We start from the raw sequence: 21062 nt of genomic DNA on the forward strand, positions 1-21062 counted from the left end.
TAAACAGCACCCTATCGAGGGTGCTTGCCATCTCTCACCAATACCAAGCATTTACTTGATAAACAAAAATGCTTAAAGTAAGTTTTGAGTACGAATTTCTGTTATGACTACTGGTGTATCGAGTCAGCAGAATGCATGACCCTCAATATTCCTGACCAGCTGATAAATGAGTTAAGCCCATGAAACGATTGTCCCAGTGCGCATCAGTATTCCTGCTGACAATATGCTTTGCCCACGATTATATAGCCGCCGAATCTTCCAGCACGAGCAAGACCTATCAACTGGAAAAGCTATCTGCTCCTGTCAGCTTAACAATCGATCCTTACGGGCTTACGCATATAGAAGCCGGGAATCAACACGACCTGTTTTTTGCCCAGGGATTTAATGCTGCCCGCGACCGTCTTTGGCAAATCGATTACTGGCGCCGTTCAGGACTGGGACAATTGGCAGAAGTCCTGGGGGAAGACTATATCGCGCGAGACCGCGCTGCCCGGCTTTTTCTCTATCGGGGCTCAATGCCAGAAGAATGGTTAGCGTATGGCAAGCAGGCGCAAGCCATCACAGCGGCCTTTGCCCATGGTATCAATGCCTATATAGATCAAATCAAAAAAGGCAACGCGCCACTGCCCCCGGAATTTAAAGATTTGGACTATTTTCCCAGCTACTGGCAAGCCGAAGATATTATTCGTATTCGCAGTCACGGTGTCTGGCAAAACGTTATCAGTGAAGTCGAACGTTCCTTTATGCTGTGCTCTGGAAATCAGAAAAATGATGCCATTAGAATCAAGCTCCAACCAGATCATGATATCAAGGTTCCTGACGGTACAAATGTATGCCAGTTACCGGAGCAAGTGTTAGATAACTATCTACTGGCGACTTACCCTGCATCATTTGATAACCGCAAAGGTGGCAGTAACAATTGGGCCATCAGCGGTGAGCGAACTGCCAGCGGCCACCCTATTGTGGCCGGCGACCCACACCGCGCGTTTACCATCCCTTCCCTGCGCTATGCCGTACATTTAAAAGCACCGGGTATTAATGTTATCGGCGCGGGAGAGCCCCATGCGCCAGGCATTGCCACAGGTCACAATGGTCACGTGGCTTTTGCCTTTACCATTTTTCCTATCGACCAGGAAGATCTGCTGGTTTATCAACGCAATCCCAAAAACCCAACCGAATACCGCTATAAAGGTGGCTGGGAATCTATCTCGACCCACACAGCCACCATCAAGGTAAGAGATAAAAACCCTGTCGAGGTCAGTTTCTCCTATACTCGCCACGGCCCTGTGATTTATGAAAATACAAATCACTTTTATGCTCTGCAAACTGCCGCAACACAAACCGGAACCGCCCCCTATCTTGGCCAACTTAGCCTGTTAAGCGCCAAGAATGTTAAAGAATATGATAACGCGCTACAGCACTGGGGCTCCCCCGGCGAACACCATGTTTTCGCTGATATACATGGTGATATAGCCTGGCGCTCTGCCGCGAAAGCGCCCATTCGCAGCAATTACGATGGTCTTTTACCCGTCTCCGGAGACGGACGTGCGGAGTGGCTTGGTTTCCGTAGTCTTGATGAGTTACCCGGTGGCATCAATCCGAGTGAAGGCTGGATAGCAACGGCAAACAATATCGTAAATCCTGAAAGTTACCCCTATACCACGATGGGATTAAGCTATGAATGGATCAGTGATTTACGTGTTCGCCGCATTAATGAAGTTATCGGGGCTTCGACTAAACATTCCATCAATGACTCTCTAAAGCTGCAAAATGATTATATCTCTATTTTTGCACGAGACATTGTCGCCCTCCTTAAAGACATAGACCCCGCCACAGAGAAAGGTAAAAAAGCCAAGCAGCTGCTCGAAGATTGGGACTATAACTTTAGCTCAGACTCGGCACCCGCCATGTTATTTCAAGTTTGGTACTACGGTTATATTGCCACCTTGCTCACTGACGATATTGGCGGTGAAATATCTCGCGACATTGTCGTTGTACCCGATGACAGAACCGTACTCGAAGCACTAAACGCCCCCCAGACATGGCTTAAAGACTACAACACCGTCGCCAAGCGTGATGCCATGCTGGAATCCTCCCTTGCGCAAGCCTATGGCGATGTAAGCATGTTATTCCTGTTTCAGTCCACTGATGACTGGGCTTGGGGTGAAGCGTTACAAAGTCATTGGCAACACTTGGCCTCACCACTACTTAGCCGTCGCCTACGCAAGCAATTTGAACTGCAACCCATCGCAAGAGGTGGCGACATATCCACACCCGGTCTCGCGTTCTTCGATGAAGATTTCAACCTCCTGTATGGTGCTTCGTGGCGGGTGGTTATGGATGTTGGCCAGTGGGACAACTCGCGCTTTATCAATAGCCCTGGGCAATCCGGTGATCCCAATAGCCCTTATTATTCCAATCTGTATAACGCCTGGGGAGAGAATCGCGCCTTCCCATTACTCTATAGCGAACAAGCCCTGCAAGCTGTAGAGACGTCCATTATTCGATTAACCCCTGCGACTACAACCCAGTAACCTTTCCCTACAGCGGCCTGTTATCGATTCATTTTATTGATTTTAATCAAACCCAAAACCAAGCATTTACTTGATAATGATATATGCGAGGCTTACCCAGCTCATCAACACACGTAAAAGGCTAACTGAAAGGTTTAGTTATGAAGAACAGATTAAATGTCGAGAACCGTCAAACAGAACACCTGGCTCTCCCCTTTGCGCAACTAAACGGATTTTATGCCTGCAATCAGATGCCCAAAGGGTTATTGCAAGAAATAGAATATGTCATTGATCTAGCCAAGCGCTTTAACAAAGAGGTTGTTGAACCACGGTTTTTGGATATCGATCTTCAGGCTCACCAGGATCACCAATACCTGCCTCAGGATTTAATCGACAAAGCCAATCAGTGGGGGTTTTACACACTCTGGCTACCACAAATTGCCGGCGGCAAGGGCTTTAACCCCAGCTCCCTGCCCTTTTTCTGCGAAGAGATATCTTCAACCTGTGTCACCATGGCCAATTTGATTGGTGCCCACTATCTTGGCATTGTGGGGTTAAGTTTGAGTTTGAACTACCACCTCAGTTTAAGCATCAGTAAAGAGGTTGCTAAGGGCGAACGGGATAATCACCCTACCATTTGCTCATTCGCTATCACCGAACCCAATGCCGGTAGCGACTCTCAATATACCGAATTAATGGATCGAGGTAAGCTTCGATGTCACGCCAGGAAAGTCGATGGCGGCTACCGCATTAACGGTACCAAGGTTTTTATTTCCAACGGTCATTTTTCGACTTGGCACATCGTATTTTCATATTCCGATATTAAAAAGCCCTCCAAGAGTATCATGGTATTTGCAGTAAAAACCGGTACCGAAGGTTTTCAGATTGCCCGCCATGAAAATAAAATGGGCCAAAAAGGTTGTCCCGCCAGTGAGCTGGTCTTTAGTGATTGCTTTATCCCCGAAGATCAAATCTGTTTTGATATGAACTGGCTTTCACAGCAAGGACGAGACAGTTTGGCGGGGGATTCTTCCGGTTTTTCCCTGGCCCAGGGCAATATTGGCGCCTTCTCTTCAGGTGTAGCGCGAGGCGCATTGAACGATGCAGTTAACTATGCTCAAAACACGGTTATCAATGGCAAGCGTCTGATCGACCAGGAATGGGCTCAATGCCACCTGGCTAATATGTACCAAAATGCCACGCTAGCCAGACTCGCCTTTATGGAAGGTGTATCCGTTTCGCTCAACACGCAATTTCCGAAGAAATATTATTACTTCAATAAATTCTTCCCTCACTCAATCTTCAGATTTCTGGCGGATAAGTTTTTATCCGCTTCCGTAGGCACAAAGTTACGAAAGTTTATTGTCAACAATCTTGATTCAGAAAGCCAAACCCCCACCAACAAAGACAGTCATCAGCTTGTAGCCGGTATGGGATCGCTGGCCAAGGTGGCCGCTTCTGACCTTGCGGTAAAAAATTGCCAACTGGCTGTCGAGCTTATGGCTACCGAAGGTGTTAGACATAGCCGCGGCGCCGAGAAACGCTTGCGAGACTCCAGACTACTGCAAATCTATGAAGGTACCAATCAAATGAACCGTTTAAATATCTTTAAGGCATTGATAGCCCCGTATGGGAAAGATATCAAGATGTATGAAGGCTAAAGGAGTTTATACACCATGAGTACCCTATCCAACGAAGACTACCAGGCTTTTGAAGACATGTTTGTGCAATTTGCTACAAGCGAGCTAAAACCCAATCACGAAGTCTATAATCAACTGCCTTTTTATGATTTCCCACTGCCACTCTTTCAGCAAGCTTTGGAACTGGGTATGTTTGATGTGCTAGTCTCAGAAGAAGCAAATGGCCTGGGATTATCTTTACACCATACCTGTCAGCTGATCGGCCGCTTAAGTGAATATAATGCGGGACTGGCTACAGCCATACTCTGTCACAGTTTGTCTGTAGAAATCATATCCCTAGCACAACAACAAGATCTACTTATCAAACACCATCAAACTTCATATAGCAAAAGACTGCCTATCATTGCTTATCCTGCGTTCAGCAATCCCATTCATAGCGAATCAAGTATAACCGCCACCCCAAGTGACATGGGTTACTCACTAACGGGCATCTGCGATTTTTTATCTCTGGGTGAGCACGCCAGATTTGCCGTTATACCTGCCATGATCAGAAGCCCTGATGACAATAGTCATGATACTTCATTCTCCTATTTCTTCGTGGAACTGGAACAGACCTCCGTTCAGTGCATCGAGACTATTTTCAGTCTGGGATTAAACTTATGCCCTGCCATTGATGTTGCTTTGCAAGGTGCAAAGGCAACACTGATTGGAAAACCTGGAGCCGGCAAGCATTTATTTTCCACCATGCGAGATAAGCTATCTATTGTGGGTGCAGCTATTGCCCAGGGCATTATGCAAGGTTGCCTCAGAGAGGCTCTGGATTACGCCCAACAACGTACTCAGGGGGGCAAACTCCTACACCAGTGGTCAGAGATTTCAGTCATTCTCGCAGAGATGAATATGGCAGTAAGTCATACCGAAATGGCAATAAAGGCAGCCAGCCAGCTAACAGACCAATTAGCAGATGACTGGCAACAGTACAATTTAGCGGTTTCAACAACGACTCAAAAGCAAGCCTGCGACGTTACAACCAACGGTATTCAAGTCCTGGGTGGCTATGGCTATATGAAAGATTATGGTCAAGAGCAGCGCTTTAGAGATGCCTCACAACTCCAGTGCCTGTTAGGGCAATACCGACTGAAGTCTTTTGACTGTCTACACAAGGTTATGCAGTAAACACACAACATTAAACAACCTATTAAAGGCCATGTTATGAACAAGTATCTTGAAGATTTTGATGAATATGAAACTCAATCTGAACTATGGCGTGATTCCCATATGATTACGGCCGATGTCAGATTAAATCCTGAAGCCGCCAAAAAGGTTCTGCCAATGGGATTGCGCTTAACCGATTCTCCCACCGCAACCCTGTTTATCGTTGATTACAAGCAACCCAATTTCACTGCGCCCTACCGGGAAGCCGCCATGCTTATTCATGTAAAAACCCTCTTCAGTAGCGGCCTGCATTGTTGCTGGATGACAGTCGATGATGACACCGCCATGATTTACGGCCGAGAGCTCCTGGGCTATCCCAAGAAAATGGCTGATATTGATTATGAAGAATCGTCGCAAGTCAGCGAGGCTAAAGTTCATCGCCGAGGTAAAACGGTGTTATCTATGCGAGCTAGTAAAGGGGAAAAGCAAAGCATGCCATCACCGGTCTTTGATCGTAAAATGTACAACACCGGGGGCTTAGGTAATTTCACACTATTGCAAGGACTTTGGTTGAGCCGCTCTAAAGAACGCATCATCGAGTCCTACTCAGCTGATATTCAAATTGAATTAGTCGATTCACTTTCAGATCCCATCAAACCGCTTATTGCTGATACAACTGCGATAAATCCCAGGATCGTTAACTTCGACATTATCAAAGGTAAATACCTTCTTCCTGTGGGTTTGTCAGGAATCTCATGGTATCAACGTACTAGCCATCTACGTGTTCGCTAACACGCCACAAAACCAAGTATTTACTTGATTTAAAATCCGAGTTAGGATGACTCAGAGATAACGCGAATAGGCATCCCATCAGGTAGCAGGAGATTCAATAATGCCAAAAACTCAATATGCCTCCCTTCCCCACAGGGATATAAAACTGGCTTATGAAGAATTTGGGAAGCCGAGTGACCCAGCGCTCTTACTGATTCACGGCCTGAATACACAACGCATAGGCTGGCCTGATGTCTTCTGCCAGTCTATTGCAGATCAGGGATTTCGGGTGATTCGGTTTGATAACCGGGATATCGGTCAATCCACCAAGTGCACCCATCTGGGCAGAGCCAATATCCCCTGGATGATGCTATTACGAACCTTGGGATTGCCCGCCAAATCCCCCTACCAAATCCAGGATATGGTGGAAGATACCAAAGGCTTGCTGGACTACCTGGACATTAAAGCTGCACACATCGCAGGCGCCTCAATGGGAGGCATGATTGCACAGCTTTTCGCCTCTTTACTGCCAAACAGAACCTTAAGCCTAATTTCAATCATGTCGACATCGGGAAAACGGGGTCTACCAGGCCCCACCACCGAGGTTAAAAAACACCTGTTCTCAAGCCCAAAGGACAAGTCTGAAGCGGGAATAATTGAACATGAGATGAAATTCTGGCGCTTGATTTCCAGCCAAACACTGAAACCCTCAGAAGAGGCCCTATCAAGATTTATCACGGAAAGCGTTAATAGGGATTACCCTAATCGAGGAGGCGCCGAACGTCAGTTTGCTGCCATCTTAAATAACGGCAGCCGAGTAAAGCACCTCAAGCATATTAAAGCACCAACACTGGTGATTCACGGTAATCAGGATCCATTAATCCCCCCTGAAGGCGGCATCGATACCGCAAAACACATTCCTAAAGCAAAACTAGCGCTGATTGACCACATGGGGCACGATATTCCCACCCCTTTGATAGAGCAACTAAGCGGGTTAATTTCCAACCACTGCCACGAGAGCCTTAAGCTGGTCAGTTAACAAGCCAACAAGCGCTGCTGAAAATTGGCAGCGAAAACAACTTAATTGAATTTCAAAAAATGGGGGTTTTACTCTAGAATTTAGCCTGCAAGTTTAAGTTGTTGAGTTGTTCATGACACCGAAAGAGAAAATCGGAGTAGGAATCTTTGCATTCGTACTCACAAACCTGTCCATTGTATTAACGCTGTATTTTGCAGGTCATTTCGGTTCCAAAAGCAGTAATGAACCACCTCCATTATCAGAAGATGAATTAGCTGCCATAGACGCCAACCATGCTGCTATTGCAGCCAAGTACGCCCCTGAAGAATATAAACTCCAGCCTTCGCGCCTGACACACGTACACAGCCTGTCAGAAGCCATGTATATCTGCGCCGAAAAGCTGCAAAACACCAAGCCGGGGGTCGCTAAAAGCTTTGAATTTGATTACGTCGCCAGCAAATACAATGAAGATACGGATATCTACCACGTATTTGCTGACCTGGAGATCGCCAGCCGCGCAGGTAAAGGCTATGAGCAATCGGATGTTAATTGCGATGTGGATGCAGCTGATCGCAAAATTATCAATTTCAAAGTGAGTGCCAAGTAATCCCTTTAACACTCACGCCAAAACAGATTGCTGCTTTCGCGGGAATGGCTGAGCTAAAGGTCCAGCACCAGGCCCCACTGATTATAGGGCTCCGGTACATCCCAATCGGTATAAACGGCTTCCCAGGCTTCACTGATATCATCGGCTACGGACCGGAAAGTCGGCCGGCCGGGATCAGTGATGACTACCCGGTCTACTTCAGCTTCAATGGCCCGCTCAATCAGAGCTTTGACAGGATCCACCAGGCTGTCCCAGAAACAGATATCGGCACCGATGACCATATCAAAACCGGTTAGCTGCTCGGTGGTGATATCTTCAAAACGCATCTGCACCGTATCGACCTCCACACCATTTATCTCGGCATGGCAGTCCAGGAACGGGAACACGCTGTCGTCGGCATCCAGACCAATAACATGGGCATCAAAGTGCTTGGCACAGTAGATACCGCCCAGCCCCCAGCCACAACCTAATTCCAGAATACGCACCCCTTGTTCCGGCGGGTATTCACGCAGGTAATCCATTAATACCAGCGATGATTTCCAGAACTTGTTGCCGTGCAACTCGGCATCGGCGGAGTTGCGTTTTAAACGGCGAATATCGGGGTGAGAATTTTGCAGTATCTGTAAGCCAAAGGCTTCACGAGCGTGAGACATAGTACCAACTACACACTGACCTATTGAAAGCCGCGATGATACTGCAAATTCCCTAACGATTATATGAATCGTGCTATAGCAAAGACTCCACCTCTACCCTGGCTTGATCCTGATAAGCGTGGGTGAAATCAAAGCAGAAGGCTTCCCATTGCTCGCAAACCTGCAGCGTCTTCTCATCGGTTCCCATCAGCGTGCCATGATCGAGCAGCGCTTCTAGCCGCGTTGTCATTTCACTGACGGTATCCTGTGGTGCGCCCTGCAGAAGATTGCCCACAAACTCAGCTACCGGATACCAGTCACGCCCCGCCTGGAAGTCCATATACAAGCGTGTCAGCAGTAGATTTTTGGGCCCTTCCCAGGCGCCTGCCAAGGTAGTGGCATCACGGAACAAACGCGGATGGGAAGAGAAATCTTCCATCAGGCCATGACCACCAAAGATCGACATTGCCAATTCGCTGATCATGGCCGCATCGGTGGTCGCCACCATCTTGTGCAACATAATCAGCATACGCACATGGAATGCGTGTTGACGGGCCTGAGTCTCTGAATCGAAAAGCTTTTCACCGTGGTCAAAGCGCTCCTTTTTCAGAATTTCGCTTTGCAATTTAAAAGACGCCGCCGTGGTCCGCAACGAATAACGGTCCAGTTTATTGAGCTGCGCGGCAACCAGTCCGTAGTCTTTAATGGTTACCCCAAACACAGTCCGCTGTCGGGCGTACTGCTTGGCCTCTTCTGTGACCCGTAACATTTGTGCCCCCGGCCCCAGGCCACTGATAAACCGTGAGTGAGACAGCACAATACCGACGATATTAGCCAGGCCACGATCCAAAGGACCTATAGGATAGGCGATAGAACCATTGTATTGAATTTCCCCTGTCGGTAGTTCTCGAGTGCCAAGCTTGGATTTGATCTTGTTGATGGTAAAGCTGTTGCGCTTTTCTTTCGCCTTATCGCCGGGCAACCATGACGGCACCACAAATAATGCAACCTGATCACTGCCCTGAGGCTTGGCGGTTATCACAGCATAATCGGCATGGGCTGCCGAGCAGAAAAACTTGTTACCGTAGATTCGCCACTGACCATTTTCCTCTACAGCCTCAACACAGTTGGCAGCCACATCGGAGCCACCCTGAATTTCTGAGAGGAATTGCGCGGCAATACCGTATTCACCGTCAATCCCTTCAGTCAAATGTTGATGAATACGTTTCAACTCCGGAGTATCGGCAAAACGCTCCAACAGTAAATTTAATCCACCGGTACAGCAGTGAGCACAATTAATACCGGACTCACCCAACGTCGTGAGTAAGTAGATTTTCATAAAGCGGGCCCAGGGATCTACTTCCTCGGCAAAAACCGCCTCTTCCCATACGGCCTTCTCCAGCGCCAGGGTTTCTGCTGGCCGCACAATGCGATCAATACGGTTATTGTGGCCATCAAAATGCACCATATAAGGGGCATTGGCGTGATTGCCCGCCGCTTCGGACAGGGCTTCAAACTCGGTGCTGACACGCTTGGCGAACTGGGTGATATCACGCTGAATATCAGAGCTAAGGTCGCCAGCGTAGCGCAGCATGGCCTGCTTAATAAAAGGCACATCTTCATAGATATTGAACGATTCCCGCCAGGCGAGGTATTCCTCAAAGTTGTACGGGTTCTCTCCCAGGGTGTTGCTATCGGCTAAAGACATAATAGGCTCCATCTGCTCTGTATATTCATGCCTTTACTCTAGCCATCGATCCTTTGACGGCCAATGTCAGCGCCCCTCAAGTTGATGTCCAATGACCTCATGGATTATCCTGAGTATCTCTAAGATTTAGCTGGATTCAGGTTACCGGATATGACCACTGTCAGTCAGGAAGAACAGCGTACCATCAAGCCCCGCTACGTAGCGGAGATGATGGAAGGTTTTATTAGCCAGGGCGGAAGCCCTGATCAGCTGCTGGCATCATTAGGGTTCCCTCCCCTTAATCAGCTGTCGAATCAACTCATCAGTGTTTCAGAGTTCAACCTCATTACACAGGCCATAGAGCAGGCTCTGGAAGATGAAATGCTGGGTTTTTTTAACACCCCCGCACCGTTCGGCAGCCGCAGCTTTATTAATCGCACCCTGACACTGCTGCCCAATCTGCAGATAGCAACAGACACGCTTAACGACTTTTACGCACTGCACAATCACGGCCACTATTTATTTGAACCTATTGATATTGATGGCCAGCAGGGATTGCAACTGAACCCACAACCCGGGTTGCAGCAGGGCTCCAGCTACTTTTGTCAGCGCATGTTATTAACCAGCTATAAAAAACTCTGCTGGCTGGCAAAAACCAAAATCGGACTCGATCGGGTGGAGTTTGCCTTTCCTGTTGATAAAAGCCAGACAGAACTGCAGCTGGTATTTGGCTGCTCACATATCCATCAAACACAGCACTGCCGTTTAATTTTTAGTGAAACGGTATTTGATAAAGCGGTAGTACAGGAAAGTGACGGTGCAGAACTTTTTGCCGACAAGGAAAGTTTTTATACGTTGCTGTGGCCTAACCTGGATACACTGGAGATTAAAATACGTTTAATGATCGGCAAAGATATCTCCCAGGGTTTTCCCAAATTCGATACCATTGCCGAGCAATTACAAATCTCGCCACAAACCTTATCGCGACGCCTGCAAGAGGAAGGCACCAGTTATCAAACCATCAAAGATAATATTCGCCGGGAAACAGCGATCGCCTTACTCACCCACAGTAAACTCTCGGTAAAGGAAATTGCCTTTACACTGGGTTTTCAAGAAAGCAGCGCGTTCAGTAAAACCTTTAAGAACTGGTTTGGTATGACCGCCAGCCAATACCGCCAGCAATCCCTGGTGACCGATTAAGCACCAAATGGCACCGGGTAAGTCGGCAGCTGCATTATTTCCGCTGCTTGCGCAGGTGTAGCAACAGGTCGGTTATAGCGTTTGGCTAAAGCAACAACCTCTTCTACTAATTCTACATTGGTGGGTGTACGATTCCCCTGGTATGGCTCCAAACCAACCTGCACGTGTCCTCCTCGCTTGATAGCCTCTTCAGCAATACCACAAGCTACACAATCATCGCCAAAACTGGATACCAACCAGGGTAGATCACAGTCCCCCAGCATGCCCAAGTAAGCGTCCAGGCTAGCTGCCGTTGGCGGCAAACCAAAAGGCAAATCATCCGAACCAAAATAGAATTTCAACATGGCGCCCGCTGGTAACTTACCCGCTCGGTAATAGGCTAAAACAAACTTCAGAAAACCCGGTTCGAAAATAGAGATACTGAGCCCAATATTTAAGCGCCTGCAAGCCTCCACGTAATAGCGAGAGTCATGCATATCATTACGGTAGAGATACGTAGATTCTGCGAAAATACCGTCCTCATCCAATATCGACAAATTAAACGTTCCGGGATCGCAAAGCCCTTGCGCCAATAAGCCTTCTTTAGCCATAACTTCGACATGCCGATAGCGTACGTCAACAGATACACCTTCCTGCCCCACCGGCATAGTCGGGATAAGAATGGCATCGGGACGTAGGGAGAGTAACTTACGCCAGGGTCTGGCATAGCGCTCAATATCCAGTTCCCCACTACCACCTATAATTGGCTCATCAGTATGGTTGTGGATCAGCGCCGCACCAGCGTCCATACAGGCAATGGCATCAGCAACGATTTCATCATCACTGTAGGGAACATGAGGATTAACCTGTTTATTAGTTGCGCCATTGAGTGAGGCTTCAATAATCAGCGGAGTCATCGTGTTAGTAGACATATACGGTCCTGAAAAGTACTGCCTGTGGCAGTATTAACCTTAAGTAAAGGCCATTATCGCTGGTCGTAGATTGATGAACTGTTAATTCAATGACATTTACAAGCCCACTCATTGATAACAATGAGTTTAACCGGCCAACATATGACCTAAATATATGACCGAATCGCGAAGATCGAAAATAAAAGAGAAAAGAATACAGGCTGTTGCTAAGCCCGACCAACAGGCGTAAGCCGAGAAACCCTGCATAAAGGGGCGATTTTTTAGCATAAAGAAAAGTGCTGGCGACCAAAACACGATATGGATCAATGCCACTAACCCTGATAAAGGCAGCAATCCCAGCGCCGGGATGCCAAACTTGCTAAACAACAAGCCAGCCACAAAACCACCCACTAACCAGCGCGCTTCACTGTGTCGCCAGACAAATAACAAGCCCAACGCAAATACCGACACCATGCCCAGCAGCCAGTACTTTATCCACTGGGGCATATTGGCTTGTGCCTCAGCGTCCCAAACTTGTAGAGCCTGGTGGCCGGAACTGTAATCGGCAGCCCAGATTGACTGAGAAAAAAACCCAACCAGAATCAAGGTTATTATATTGATCGCACGATACCCCATGATATTCCTCCCAATGGATGCAGGCCTCAGACAGTAATTATGGCACCGAGTTCAACGTATTTAACAGATTTGATTTCTCTCACTGTCCTTCTATAGTTTTATCTACAAACTTTACAAGGAGTTGGCAATGTTTCTTACCCGTCTTGTATACACCAGTTCAGTAACCGACAATTTTTCACCGAATGATATCGAGAATATTCTTGAAATAGCACGGAAGAACAATCAAGCCAACAATGTCACTGGTATGCTTTGCTTTAATCGCAAATTTTTCCTGCAATGTCTGGAAGGCTCACGCTCAAAAGTCAATGAAACTTACCACAGCATCCTTAATGACAATCGTCATCAACGCATAATCATGCTCGATTATAAAGAAATTAGCGCCAGAAATTTTTCTGAATGGTCTATGGGTTATATGCCAGAATCGAGTCTGACTTCACCAGTAAACATAAAGTTTTCTGGTACACCTGAATTTAATCCCTATGAAATGTCAGGGGAAAGCGCTCACTTAATGATGTTAGCCTTAAAAGAAACTATCCCCTCCATCTAACGGAGGGGATCAGGATCCCACTTCTTTGGCCACATCCTTATCAAAACTGTGCTCTTTGAAAGACTCTGCCATTTCTGGCCCGTAGAGGCGATCAAAATCACTGAGCATTTCCGCCAACGGCAAGTCTGCATACTCCCCGCGCTCCTGCAGGTATTCCATATGCTTGTTACCGGCCTTATCAAATTCGTGATAGATGGAATCTTCACGGCCAGTAAACTCCAGTGGTTTTAAGCCAAACTTATCGCACAACTCGATATTAAATGCCGGTGTGGCTTTTACCCACTGGCCTTCCAGAAAGATTGAGGTATAGCCATGCCAATGGAAAACATCGGTTTTCATTTGTTGGCGCATACGCTCAGTCGAGAGATGATTTTTCACATCGGCAAAACCCAATTTCGCCGGAATGCCTGCCGCACGGCAGCAGGCGGCTAACAAAATCGCTTTAGGTACACACCAACCAAGCCCCGCTTCTAGAGTCGTACTGGCTTTAAAGGATTCCTCTTCGAGCCTGAAGCTGTAGGGGTCATAACGAAAGTCATCGCGTACGGCGTAATACAAGGCCACCGCTTTTTCCAAGTCTGACTGACCGGTTTCGATATGCTTATCCACATATGCCTGTACGGCAGCATGATCACAATCAATGGTCGTTGTGGGTTGTAAATAGACTTCCATAGTATCTGACATCATCAATCCCCCTTACAGATACATAACTAACGTAATGCTACCAGCAATCTAAAACACACAGTCTCAGTGCGCAAGCCACAAACAGTCTAATACACTCAAGGCTGCCATATAGACAATCAAAATGACAGGAAAGCCCCACGGGGCATTTATCTCACTTTTGCATCGGCCCTTGCCAAAGCCATACGGGTAAACACCGGCCCAATAAGATAAGCTGCAGGCAAACCGATAGATGCCCCCAATACAACGACACCGCCAACATCTTTTACGACTAACCCCAGTGACCCTAACGCTATGCCATCGCCATTCAGTGACGTCACCATAGCTAAGCCAACCGCAAATAATATCAACGCCCAGTGATCATCAAGGGCCACAATTGACAGCAGTAAATCCTTAAAGGCTGTCTGCCCACCAAACTCCATAGTGACATCCAATACTGCCGCAGGCGCTGTTGCCGAAGCGATACAACCCAAGAGGATTGCAATTTCAATGCTAGCCCCCGCCAGGACCAATAAAGTACTGACAGCTACGGCAGTCACCAGAGCAGTAGAAAAGGAAATAGCAAATACCTTATCAACCGATTGCTTTAAGGTATCCAGTGTTAGTCGGCCTCCCAATAAAAAGCCAACCATCAATAACGCCATATCGGCAATGATTTCGAAATAGCCCAGGAATACATGCGGCACCATGTCCAACATTTCCGGGCCAATCAATGCACCAAATAGTAATAGCAAGGTGACCCGCGGCAGGAAAGAGCGTCGCCCCAGGGTCGAGGTAACCAATCCCAACAGCAGTATGCAACCCATGGTTAATAGAAATTCAGCGGCCGAATGCATGCTCTACCCAACGTTGACAATTATTTTCTATACTCAACAGGTTACCATTTTAACTTTTTACTGTGACCGGCTTTTGACGTCCAGGGTATGCTTGACTAGCTCACGGTTGAGATAAATCAAAACATCGGTCTAACCGACGGGTAACAATGAAAGACACGTAGACGACCAGCTCGAGAACGATATGATGAATCATATGCCCACACTGGCACATATTCTAACCCCCTTCCCATACACCATTGATAGCCAATCTTCTATTGACGATGCCATTGCCATCATGCAGGAAAAGGCCATTAGACACCTGGTTGTCACTGGCGAAGGGGATTTTATCGGTTTGTTATCCGAAAGGGACCTGCAACAGCATGATATCTTCGGCAGACACAGTGATAATCTGACCGTTGATGATATCTGCACCCACAACGTGGTGGTTGCCGACATTCACGATCCGCTGGACAGAGTACTGGATGCCATGGCTGAGAAGCAATTAGGCAGTGTGGTGGTATTGAAGAACGGTGAACTGACGGGGATTTTAACTACAATAGATGTCTGTAAGCATTTCTCACAGTTTCTGAAAGAGCAATTCCCCGACCCACCGCCAGATATTTACGCTTAAGCTAAGGCTGTAAACTTCAAACCAGCACCAAATAGAGTATGGCAATTCAGGCAGACTATATTACTCTTAGTCTCATAGACTGGTTTGGAGTATTCTAAGTGCGATTAACCTATCCGCTTATTAATGCTGAATGCAAACACCTGCACATTTGGCTGTGCATGATGCTACTCACCTCACTATTCTGCCAAATCCCACTGGGATATTCTTCACAACCGCTAAAACCGCTCAAGTTTGCGTTTACGATCAATGGCCTGCCGCCTTTTTATTATATCGACAGTAAAAACCAGTTTAGGGGCATATCCACTGACCTTTTAGATGAGTTTCTCCACACCCAAGGCTACACGCTGGCTTACAAAATTCAGCCCCGGCTGAGGCAGCCCGAACAATTTCGCAGCGGAGAACTCGATATAGCATTCCTTAACCCTCGCTGGCTGCCGAGTAATACCCCTGTAGTCTTCTCTGATCCCTTTATACATTATCGGGAAGTTTTCTTTGCTCCAAGCTCAGCGCCTGACCTCTCCCCCTCCATATTCGATACCCAGACATACAACTGGCTGTACGGTAAAACCCTGTGTACGCATATTGGCTATACCTACAGCGATATTCTCGAGCAACTGTTTAAGAGCCGTGATGTCATCCGCTATGACAGCCCCTCAGAAGAGAGGATGATAAAAATGCTGTCTGCCAAACGGTGTGACTACATGCTAGGCAACTTAATGACCACCCGTTGGCTGGCCAAAAATTTAAACTTGAGCGGTAGAATAAAACAACTTCCTGCCATTGATGGCAATTGGGAAGTCATGGTCGTACTGCATAACAAGTACGCTCACCTGATTGCTCCGCTTAACGCTTATCTCGCCAGCCCTGCGTTTACCGAAAGACGCAAATCGATCATAGAAGCTTATCTAACTCCACAACCCAAAGATCCAGACAAACGAGCCCCATTCACACTCAACGTCCCCATGGAAAAAGAATAGACTGCACACCGCGATATTTTTTATTCATTAATTATCTATTGAAAGCTACTTGTTATTCACTTTCCCCCTCTTATGCAGGCCTTTGGCTCTAAATTACCGTTAAATTAACGCTACACTTACTCAATAACATCCGCTTATCCACAAGTAGAATCCAACCAGACAGAGGAGCCATCACATGTTTCAAAAGGTGATGCGCAGTATTCAGCTGAGATTAACCATGATGGTCGGTGGCGTTCTGATAATTTCCATGTTGACCCTGATGATCGTCTATACCCTGGCTGTGCAGGGTATGGTTGGCGACCGACTGTTAAACCGGGAACTACCGGTCGTCGTCAGCGAGCTCCGCAATGCGATCCAGGCACAATTAAAAGAACCCATTGTCACTTCCCGGGCTATGGCTACCAACAGCTACCTACTAAACTGGGCCAGAAACGGCGAACCTGAAACCGGCAAAGATGCCATGCTGCAATACTTGCGGGAAAATAAAAAAGCCGCCAATGCCAGCGTTGCGTTTTGGGTGTCCGATATTTCTGGTAATTATTTTAATCAGGATGGTCTGTTGCGTGTAATGGACAGAAATAATACACGCGACGCCTGGTTTTACGGTTTCCTGCAAGAATCCGGTGATTATGAATTATCCCTGGATACAGATGCCAGTACCAATATACCCACCGTGTTTGTGAACCATAAAGTCAAACTGGGTAATCGCGTCGTGGCTATCGCCGGTATTGGACAAAGCCTGACGGCAATGCGAGATATCATCACCCAATATCAACTGGGAAAAGAAGGCCAAGTCTATCTGGTAAATAATGAAGGCCGCATACAGGTGCATAAAACCTATGGCAATGACAGCAATCTGGCTTTAATCACCGGCCAGGAAAATATCAATGCCAGCTTGCTCGACGACAAAGACTTTAAAGTCACAGAATTTTCCCGCGATGGCGAAACTATCATTATTGCCGCACTGCCGGTACCCGGCACAGGCTGGTATGTTATTGCTGAACAGCCGAGTAAAGAACTCTATGAGGCACTGTATCAAACCACCTATTTCTCTGCTTTCATGGGCCTGATCCTGTTGGCGATCTTTTTATACTTCACCTATTACATTTGCGGCAAGGTTGCCAGCCCGATTCGACGCATTACCATCTCGCTAGAGGAGATTGCCAGTCAAGGTGGCGACCTGACACGAAAAGTGCGCGAAGACCGCGAAGACGAACTCGGCCGACTGGCCATCGCGTTTAATCAGTTTGTCGAATCCCTCAGAGAGATCATTACCGGCGTTAGGGATAGCGCCACTCAGGTAACACAACTATCGAATGATGTAGAAGCGAACTGCGCCCAAACCGTTGAGCATTCGAATCAGCAACAGGAAAAAACCGATTTGGTGGCATCGGCATCCCATGAAATGGGGATGACCATTGATGAAATTGCAGCCAATGCCAGTAAAGCCGCAGCCATTTCGGCCGACGCCAAAGATGCCGCCGCAGAGGGGGGCAATATCGCCATCACTGCGGTAGATACCATCAAACAGCTATCCAATGAGATAGAGCATGCAGGTGAAGTGGTATTACAGCTGGCTGATAACGTTAACGACATAGGATCGGTACTGGAAGTGATTCGCGGTATATCAGAACAAACTAACCTGCTGGCTCTGAATGCTGCCATTGAAGCGGCCCGGGCCGGTGAACAAGGCAGAGGCTTTGCCGTGGTAGCCGACGAAGTCAGAACCCTGGCCAAGCGAACATCTGAATCCACCGAAGAAATTCAGCAGATGATTGAAAAGTTACAACAAGGCGCAACCCGCGCTGTAGAAGGTATGAAAGCGGGCAATGAAGCCAGTGGATCGGGCTTAGAAGCGGTGGAAAACGTTGGTGAATGCCTGAAGAATATAGTTGAACGTATTGAACATATATCGGATATGAACTTTCAAATCGCCAGCGCTACCGAAGAGCAAAGTACAGTAACCGAAGATATTAATAATAATGTGCACCTGATCGCCGATGGAGGCAGAGAATCGGCCAAGCTCTCAGAGGAGAACTCAGCCGTAGCAGCAACCATGAGCCAAAATGCCTCACAGCTACAGCATTTGGTTTCACAATTTAAAGTGGAGTAGCTGGCTGAGTAAAGATTGTTAAAACAGCGGTACACCCGAGACGTAGCGATGGAAACGCATAATCAATAGAGTACCGATGATAACTGCCACCACCAAGATCACATCCCGATACCAAGGCACTGGCGAGCAGGCTTTAGCCGGCTTATAGGTATTGCCCGGTATCAGGGTATAAATCGCATAGAGTAAAAAGCAGCCAAAGATTAACATGGAAGCCAAATCACCATTGGTCGTTAAATGCGCTGCGGCCCATAATAGAATCCCAGTCATCATTGGATGAGGAATAAAACGCCGCAGATTATTCGGCAAGTCCGGCATGGCTAAACACAGCAGCGCTAAGGGCATAATGGTGAAGACGATATAGCGGGTCCAGTATGGAGGATGCCACACCGCGATAAAAGGAGCCTGGGCCTTGCCGTAGATAATCAATACCAGGCCGAGTAGAGCCAACAGGGCGTAACTGCCTTTATAGGGTTTTTCCCCTAAACGCCCCACCAACACTGGACGGTAGCGGGTTGAAGAGAAGACATGAATAGTGAAAAAAATAACCAAGCCAATCGCAAGCAATAACACAATGACGCTCCTAATCAGAGTTTATACTTCGCAGAAGCCACTGACTCAGAGGTATTACTAAATAGCTTCTTTCACCCATTCTAAGGTAATTACTCGTACATTACGATGCGGTACGATATTTAACCAATGCGAACGCACAAATAAGACCCACCACAACCTCAAGCACAGTCACTTGCACCAGGATGTCAGCAGGCATGCCATCAGCGATAATACTGACTACTCTGGCCAAACCATAAGAAAGATAGACCAGCGTAGCAAGAACGGTAGACGTAAATGTCAGGCTGCTTGAGAAGGCCCCGGCCATAACCAACAGACCACAACCCAGAAGAGCCCCACCGGGTGCCCTGACTTCATTTAACAGGCTTATATTTCCGCCTAATTCAATACCATTGCTTGCGTAAAATGAAACCGGATCAACCAAGATAGCCCCACCGACAACCACACCGATCAGGCCCGAAATAAACAACACAACTTTAAGCAGCTTCGACTCTTTCATTATTATTAATTCCCTTATTTTAGTGAGAGATAAAAACTACAACTAGACTGCCTTTTCAAGCATTTCATTCCAGCGCCGCACAGCACCTACCTCAATATCAAAGAGATCTAGTGCCCGACCAATAGAGTGATCAACCATATCTTCAAGGGTTTGCGGCTTGGCGTAAAAAGCCGGAACCGGAGGATAAACAATCGCCCCCATTTCCGAAACCGTTAACATACTGCGAAGGTGGCCCACATGCATCGGGGTTTCTCGCACCATCATGACCAGACGACGACGCTCTTTGAGTACCACATCCGCTGATCGTGTTAATAAATTGGACGTGCAGCCTGTGGCCACCTCCGACATGGTTTTTACTGAACAAGGGGCAATAATCATACCCATGGTTTTGAAAGAGCCACTGGAAATACTGGCACCAATATCATCTATATTGTGCACCTCGTCAGCAAGCCCTTTAACATCGTTGACACTGTAGGATGTTTCATAGCCAAGGGTTAAACGAGCAGCCTTGCTCATTACCAAATGTGTTTCTATATCGGTGTCTTTTAATAGCTCAAGCAAGCGTACACCATAAATAACACCTGATGCACCACTTACGCCCACGATTAATCTTTTATTGCTCATAAAGCCCCATTTACCTCAGACGCTCAAGCGAGTTCTTTCTAAATGCTTTTTCGGTGAGTCCAATATGAAACTTATAATTGGTCCAGGTTAGCAGTGTACTTTTTCCGGTTTGATGATTAACAAAATTTTCGTAATCCGCTCGCCAAATACTGTCCAGGTAACGTTTAAAACCAGAAAAGGTCTGGGTCTTTAGCAATGATTGTTTGCGATCATAAAAGTCAATTTTAAAGATACGTACATGATCCTGGTCATACCAAACGCGCTGGTACAGGTAGCCAGTATTCTCTTTATCGACAGGAAACCGATCAACGACATCAAAGTTCAAATCACCGACCTTTTCCTCTCGCACCCATCTGTAGGTGTATTTTTCGACCTCAGGAAAGGTAATGTCCTCGTAAGAAATTTCACTACCGACAAAAGAACCGCTCTTATTGTGTGAGCTAATTCGCTTGGTGCGTTTGATGGCGGGTAAATACAACCACTGATCATCATCTTCCTCATAGTGCGCATAGGTTAACAGTGCAGTGCCATTCACATCCCGGGGGCGATCAAACACCACAAGCACCTTGTCGCCATCCACCTTCTCACCATGCTCAAGCACTTCCATAGAGTAATACTTGAAGTGGCGCTCACTCTCTTGTCCATGCTTGTTTTTCAATACCATCTTGGCATTGGCGGTATAGTCACCCCAGCCCTCATCGCGTCTTTTCCATTCTCTGGCAATGGCAAGGCCCTTTTCTTCCGCCGTTAATTGATCACTGGTAACCGAATTAGGCGTAATTGAATCAGTAGTACTGGCATGTGATAACAAAGAGAAGCTCAGAACCACCATTGAAAACAGACTTAGAGATATTTTCAT

The 21062-nt window shown here is 47.1% G+C and carries 21 protein-coding genes; 11 read left to right on the forward strand and 10 right to left on the reverse strand.

Annotated elements, in window-relative coordinates:
• Positions 1-179 precede the first annotated feature (179 nt).
• The 6 genes from ACGHZ6_RS18180 to ACGHZ6_RS18205 all read left to right on the forward strand — a co-directional run bounded on the left by ACGHZ6_RS18180 (position 180) and on the right by ACGHZ6_RS18205 (position 7704).
• A complete protein-coding gene (locus ACGHZ6_RS18180) occupies positions 180-2534 on the forward strand; it encodes a penicillin acylase family protein (protein ID WP_390615440.1) in 2355 nt (784 codons plus the stop codon).
• A gap of 140 nt (positions 2535-2674) precedes the next feature.
• The gene (locus ACGHZ6_RS18185) at positions 2675-4174 is read left to right on the forward strand and encodes an acyl-CoA dehydrogenase family protein (RefSeq protein ID WP_390615441.1); all 1500 of its coding nucleotides are present in this window, start codon (positions 2675-2677) and stop codon (positions 4172-4174) included.
• 15 nt (positions 4175-4189) lie between these two features.
• Positions 4190-5329 carry an acyl-CoA dehydrogenase family protein gene (locus tag ACGHZ6_RS18190; RefSeq protein ID WP_390615442.1) on the forward strand — a complete coding sequence of 380 codons (1140 nt, stop codon included), beginning with the start codon at positions 4190-4192 and terminating at the stop codon, positions 5327-5329.
• Between the two features lie 36 nt (positions 5330-5365).
• Entirely contained in the window at positions 5366-6100 is a 735-nt protein-coding gene (locus ACGHZ6_RS18195; RefSeq protein WP_390615443.1) for an acetoacetate decarboxylase family protein, read from the forward strand.
• A 100-nt stretch (positions 6101-6200) separates the two neighbouring features.
• Positions 6201-7118, forward strand: coding sequence for an alpha/beta fold hydrolase (locus ACGHZ6_RS18200; RefSeq protein WP_390615444.1), 918 nt, complete (start codon positions 6201-6203; stop codon positions 7116-7118).
• A gap of 112 nt (positions 7119-7230) precedes the next feature.
• Positions 7231-7704: a hypothetical protein gene (locus tag ACGHZ6_RS18205; protein ID WP_390615445.1), complete on the forward strand. Its 474-nt coding sequence runs from the start codon at positions 7231-7233 to the stop codon at positions 7702-7704.
• Positions 7705-7757: 53 nt separating this feature from the next.
• Here ACGHZ6_RS18205 and ACGHZ6_RS18210 read toward each other — a convergent pair whose 3' ends face one another.
• Both ACGHZ6_RS18210 and ACGHZ6_RS18215 read right to left on the reverse strand, forming a co-directional pair.
• Positions 7758-8357: a class I SAM-dependent methyltransferase gene (locus ACGHZ6_RS18210; RefSeq protein ID WP_390615446.1), complete on the reverse strand. Its 600-nt coding sequence runs from the start codon at positions 8355-8357 to the stop codon at positions 7758-7760.
• Between the two features lie 73 nt (positions 8358-8430).
• A complete protein-coding gene (locus ACGHZ6_RS18215; RefSeq protein WP_390615447.1) occupies positions 8431-10044 on the reverse strand; it encodes an acyl-CoA dehydrogenase family protein in 1614 nt (537 codons plus the stop codon).
• A gap of 150 nt (positions 10045-10194) precedes the next feature.
• Here ACGHZ6_RS18215 and ACGHZ6_RS18220 point away from each other — a divergent pair, with 150 nt between their 5' ends.
• A complete protein-coding gene (locus ACGHZ6_RS18220) occupies positions 10195-11223 on the forward strand; it encodes a helix-turn-helix domain-containing protein (RefSeq protein WP_390615448.1) in 1029 nt (342 codons plus the stop codon).
• On the opposite strand, the gene ACGHZ6_RS18225 is transcribed toward ACGHZ6_RS18220, so the two are convergent.
• Positions 11220-12134 (reverse strand): 3-keto-5-aminohexanoate cleavage protein, encoded by a 915-nt coding sequence (locus tag ACGHZ6_RS18225; RefSeq protein ID WP_390615449.1) that lies wholly within the window; start codon positions 12132-12134, stop codon positions 11220-11222. The two genes, ACGHZ6_RS18220 and ACGHZ6_RS18225, sit on opposite strands and share 4 nt — an antisense overlap.
• A gap of 126 nt (positions 12135-12260) precedes the next feature.
• Positions 12261-12749: a hypothetical protein gene (locus ACGHZ6_RS18230; protein WP_390615450.1), complete on the reverse strand. Its 489-nt coding sequence runs from the start codon at positions 12747-12749 to the stop codon at positions 12261-12263.
• A gap of 127 nt (positions 12750-12876) precedes the next feature.
• On the opposite strand from ACGHZ6_RS18230, the gene ACGHZ6_RS18235 reads away from it, so the two are divergent.
• Positions 12877-13296: a BLUF domain-containing protein gene (locus ACGHZ6_RS18235; RefSeq protein ID WP_390615451.1), complete on the forward strand. Its 420-nt coding sequence runs from the start codon at positions 12877-12879 to the stop codon at positions 13294-13296.
• Positions 13297-13305: 9 nt separating this feature from the next.
• On the opposite strand, the gene ACGHZ6_RS18240 is transcribed toward ACGHZ6_RS18235, so the two are convergent.
• Complete coding sequence (locus ACGHZ6_RS18240; protein ID WP_390615452.1) at positions 13306-13983, reverse strand: transglutaminase family protein; 678 nt, start codon at positions 13981-13983, stop codon at positions 13306-13308.
• 143 nt (positions 13984-14126) lie between these two features.
• Positions 14127-14813, reverse strand: a complete 687-nt coding sequence (locus ACGHZ6_RS18245; RefSeq protein ID WP_390615453.1) for a cation:proton antiporter — start codon at positions 14811-14813, stop codon at positions 14127-14129.
• Between the two features lie 181 nt (positions 14814-14994).
• Here ACGHZ6_RS18245 and ACGHZ6_RS18250 point away from each other — a divergent pair, with 181 nt between their 5' ends.
• The 3 genes from ACGHZ6_RS18250 to ACGHZ6_RS18260 all read left to right on the forward strand — a co-directional run bounded on the left by ACGHZ6_RS18250 (position 14995) and on the right by ACGHZ6_RS18260 (position 18513).
• Positions 14995-15423: a CBS domain-containing protein gene (locus ACGHZ6_RS18250; protein ID WP_390615454.1), complete on the forward strand. Its 429-nt coding sequence runs from the start codon at positions 14995-14997 to the stop codon at positions 15421-15423.
• 98 nt (positions 15424-15521) lie between these two features.
• A complete protein-coding gene (locus tag ACGHZ6_RS18255) occupies positions 15522-16400 on the forward strand; it encodes a substrate-binding periplasmic protein (protein WP_390615455.1) in 879 nt (292 codons plus the stop codon).
• A gap of 175 nt (positions 16401-16575) precedes the next feature.
• Complete coding sequence (locus ACGHZ6_RS18260; RefSeq protein WP_390615456.1) at positions 16576-18513, forward strand: methyl-accepting chemotaxis protein; 1938 nt, start codon at positions 16576-16578, stop codon at positions 18511-18513.
• Between the two features lie 18 nt (positions 18514-18531).
• Here the strand turns inward: ACGHZ6_RS18260 and ACGHZ6_RS18265 are convergent, their stop codons facing one another.
• The 4 genes from ACGHZ6_RS18265 to ACGHZ6_RS18280 form a co-directional block, all read right to left on the reverse strand.
• Positions 18532-19083: an NnrU family protein gene (locus ACGHZ6_RS18265; protein WP_390615457.1), complete on the reverse strand. Its 552-nt coding sequence runs from the start codon at positions 19081-19083 to the stop codon at positions 18532-18534.
• 100 nt (positions 19084-19183) lie between these two features.
• Positions 19184-19579: a DUF4345 domain-containing protein gene (locus tag ACGHZ6_RS18270; protein ID WP_390615458.1), complete on the reverse strand. Its 396-nt coding sequence runs from the start codon at positions 19577-19579 to the stop codon at positions 19184-19186.
• A gap of 42 nt (positions 19580-19621) precedes the next feature.
• Positions 19622-20203 (reverse strand): UbiX family flavin prenyltransferase, encoded by a 582-nt coding sequence (locus ACGHZ6_RS18275; protein ID WP_390615459.1) that lies wholly within the window; start codon positions 20201-20203, stop codon positions 19622-19624.
• 10 nt (positions 20204-20213) lie between these two features.
• Positions 20214-21062: an outer membrane lipoprotein-sorting protein gene (locus ACGHZ6_RS18280; protein WP_390615460.1), complete on the reverse strand. Its 849-nt coding sequence runs from the start codon at positions 21060-21062 to the stop codon at positions 20214-20216.

The organism is Maricurvus nonylphenolicus (genome assembly GCF_042854845.1).
GTDB lineage: Bacteria > Pseudomonadota > Gammaproteobacteria > Pseudomonadales > Cellvibrionaceae > Maricurvus > Maricurvus nonylphenolicus.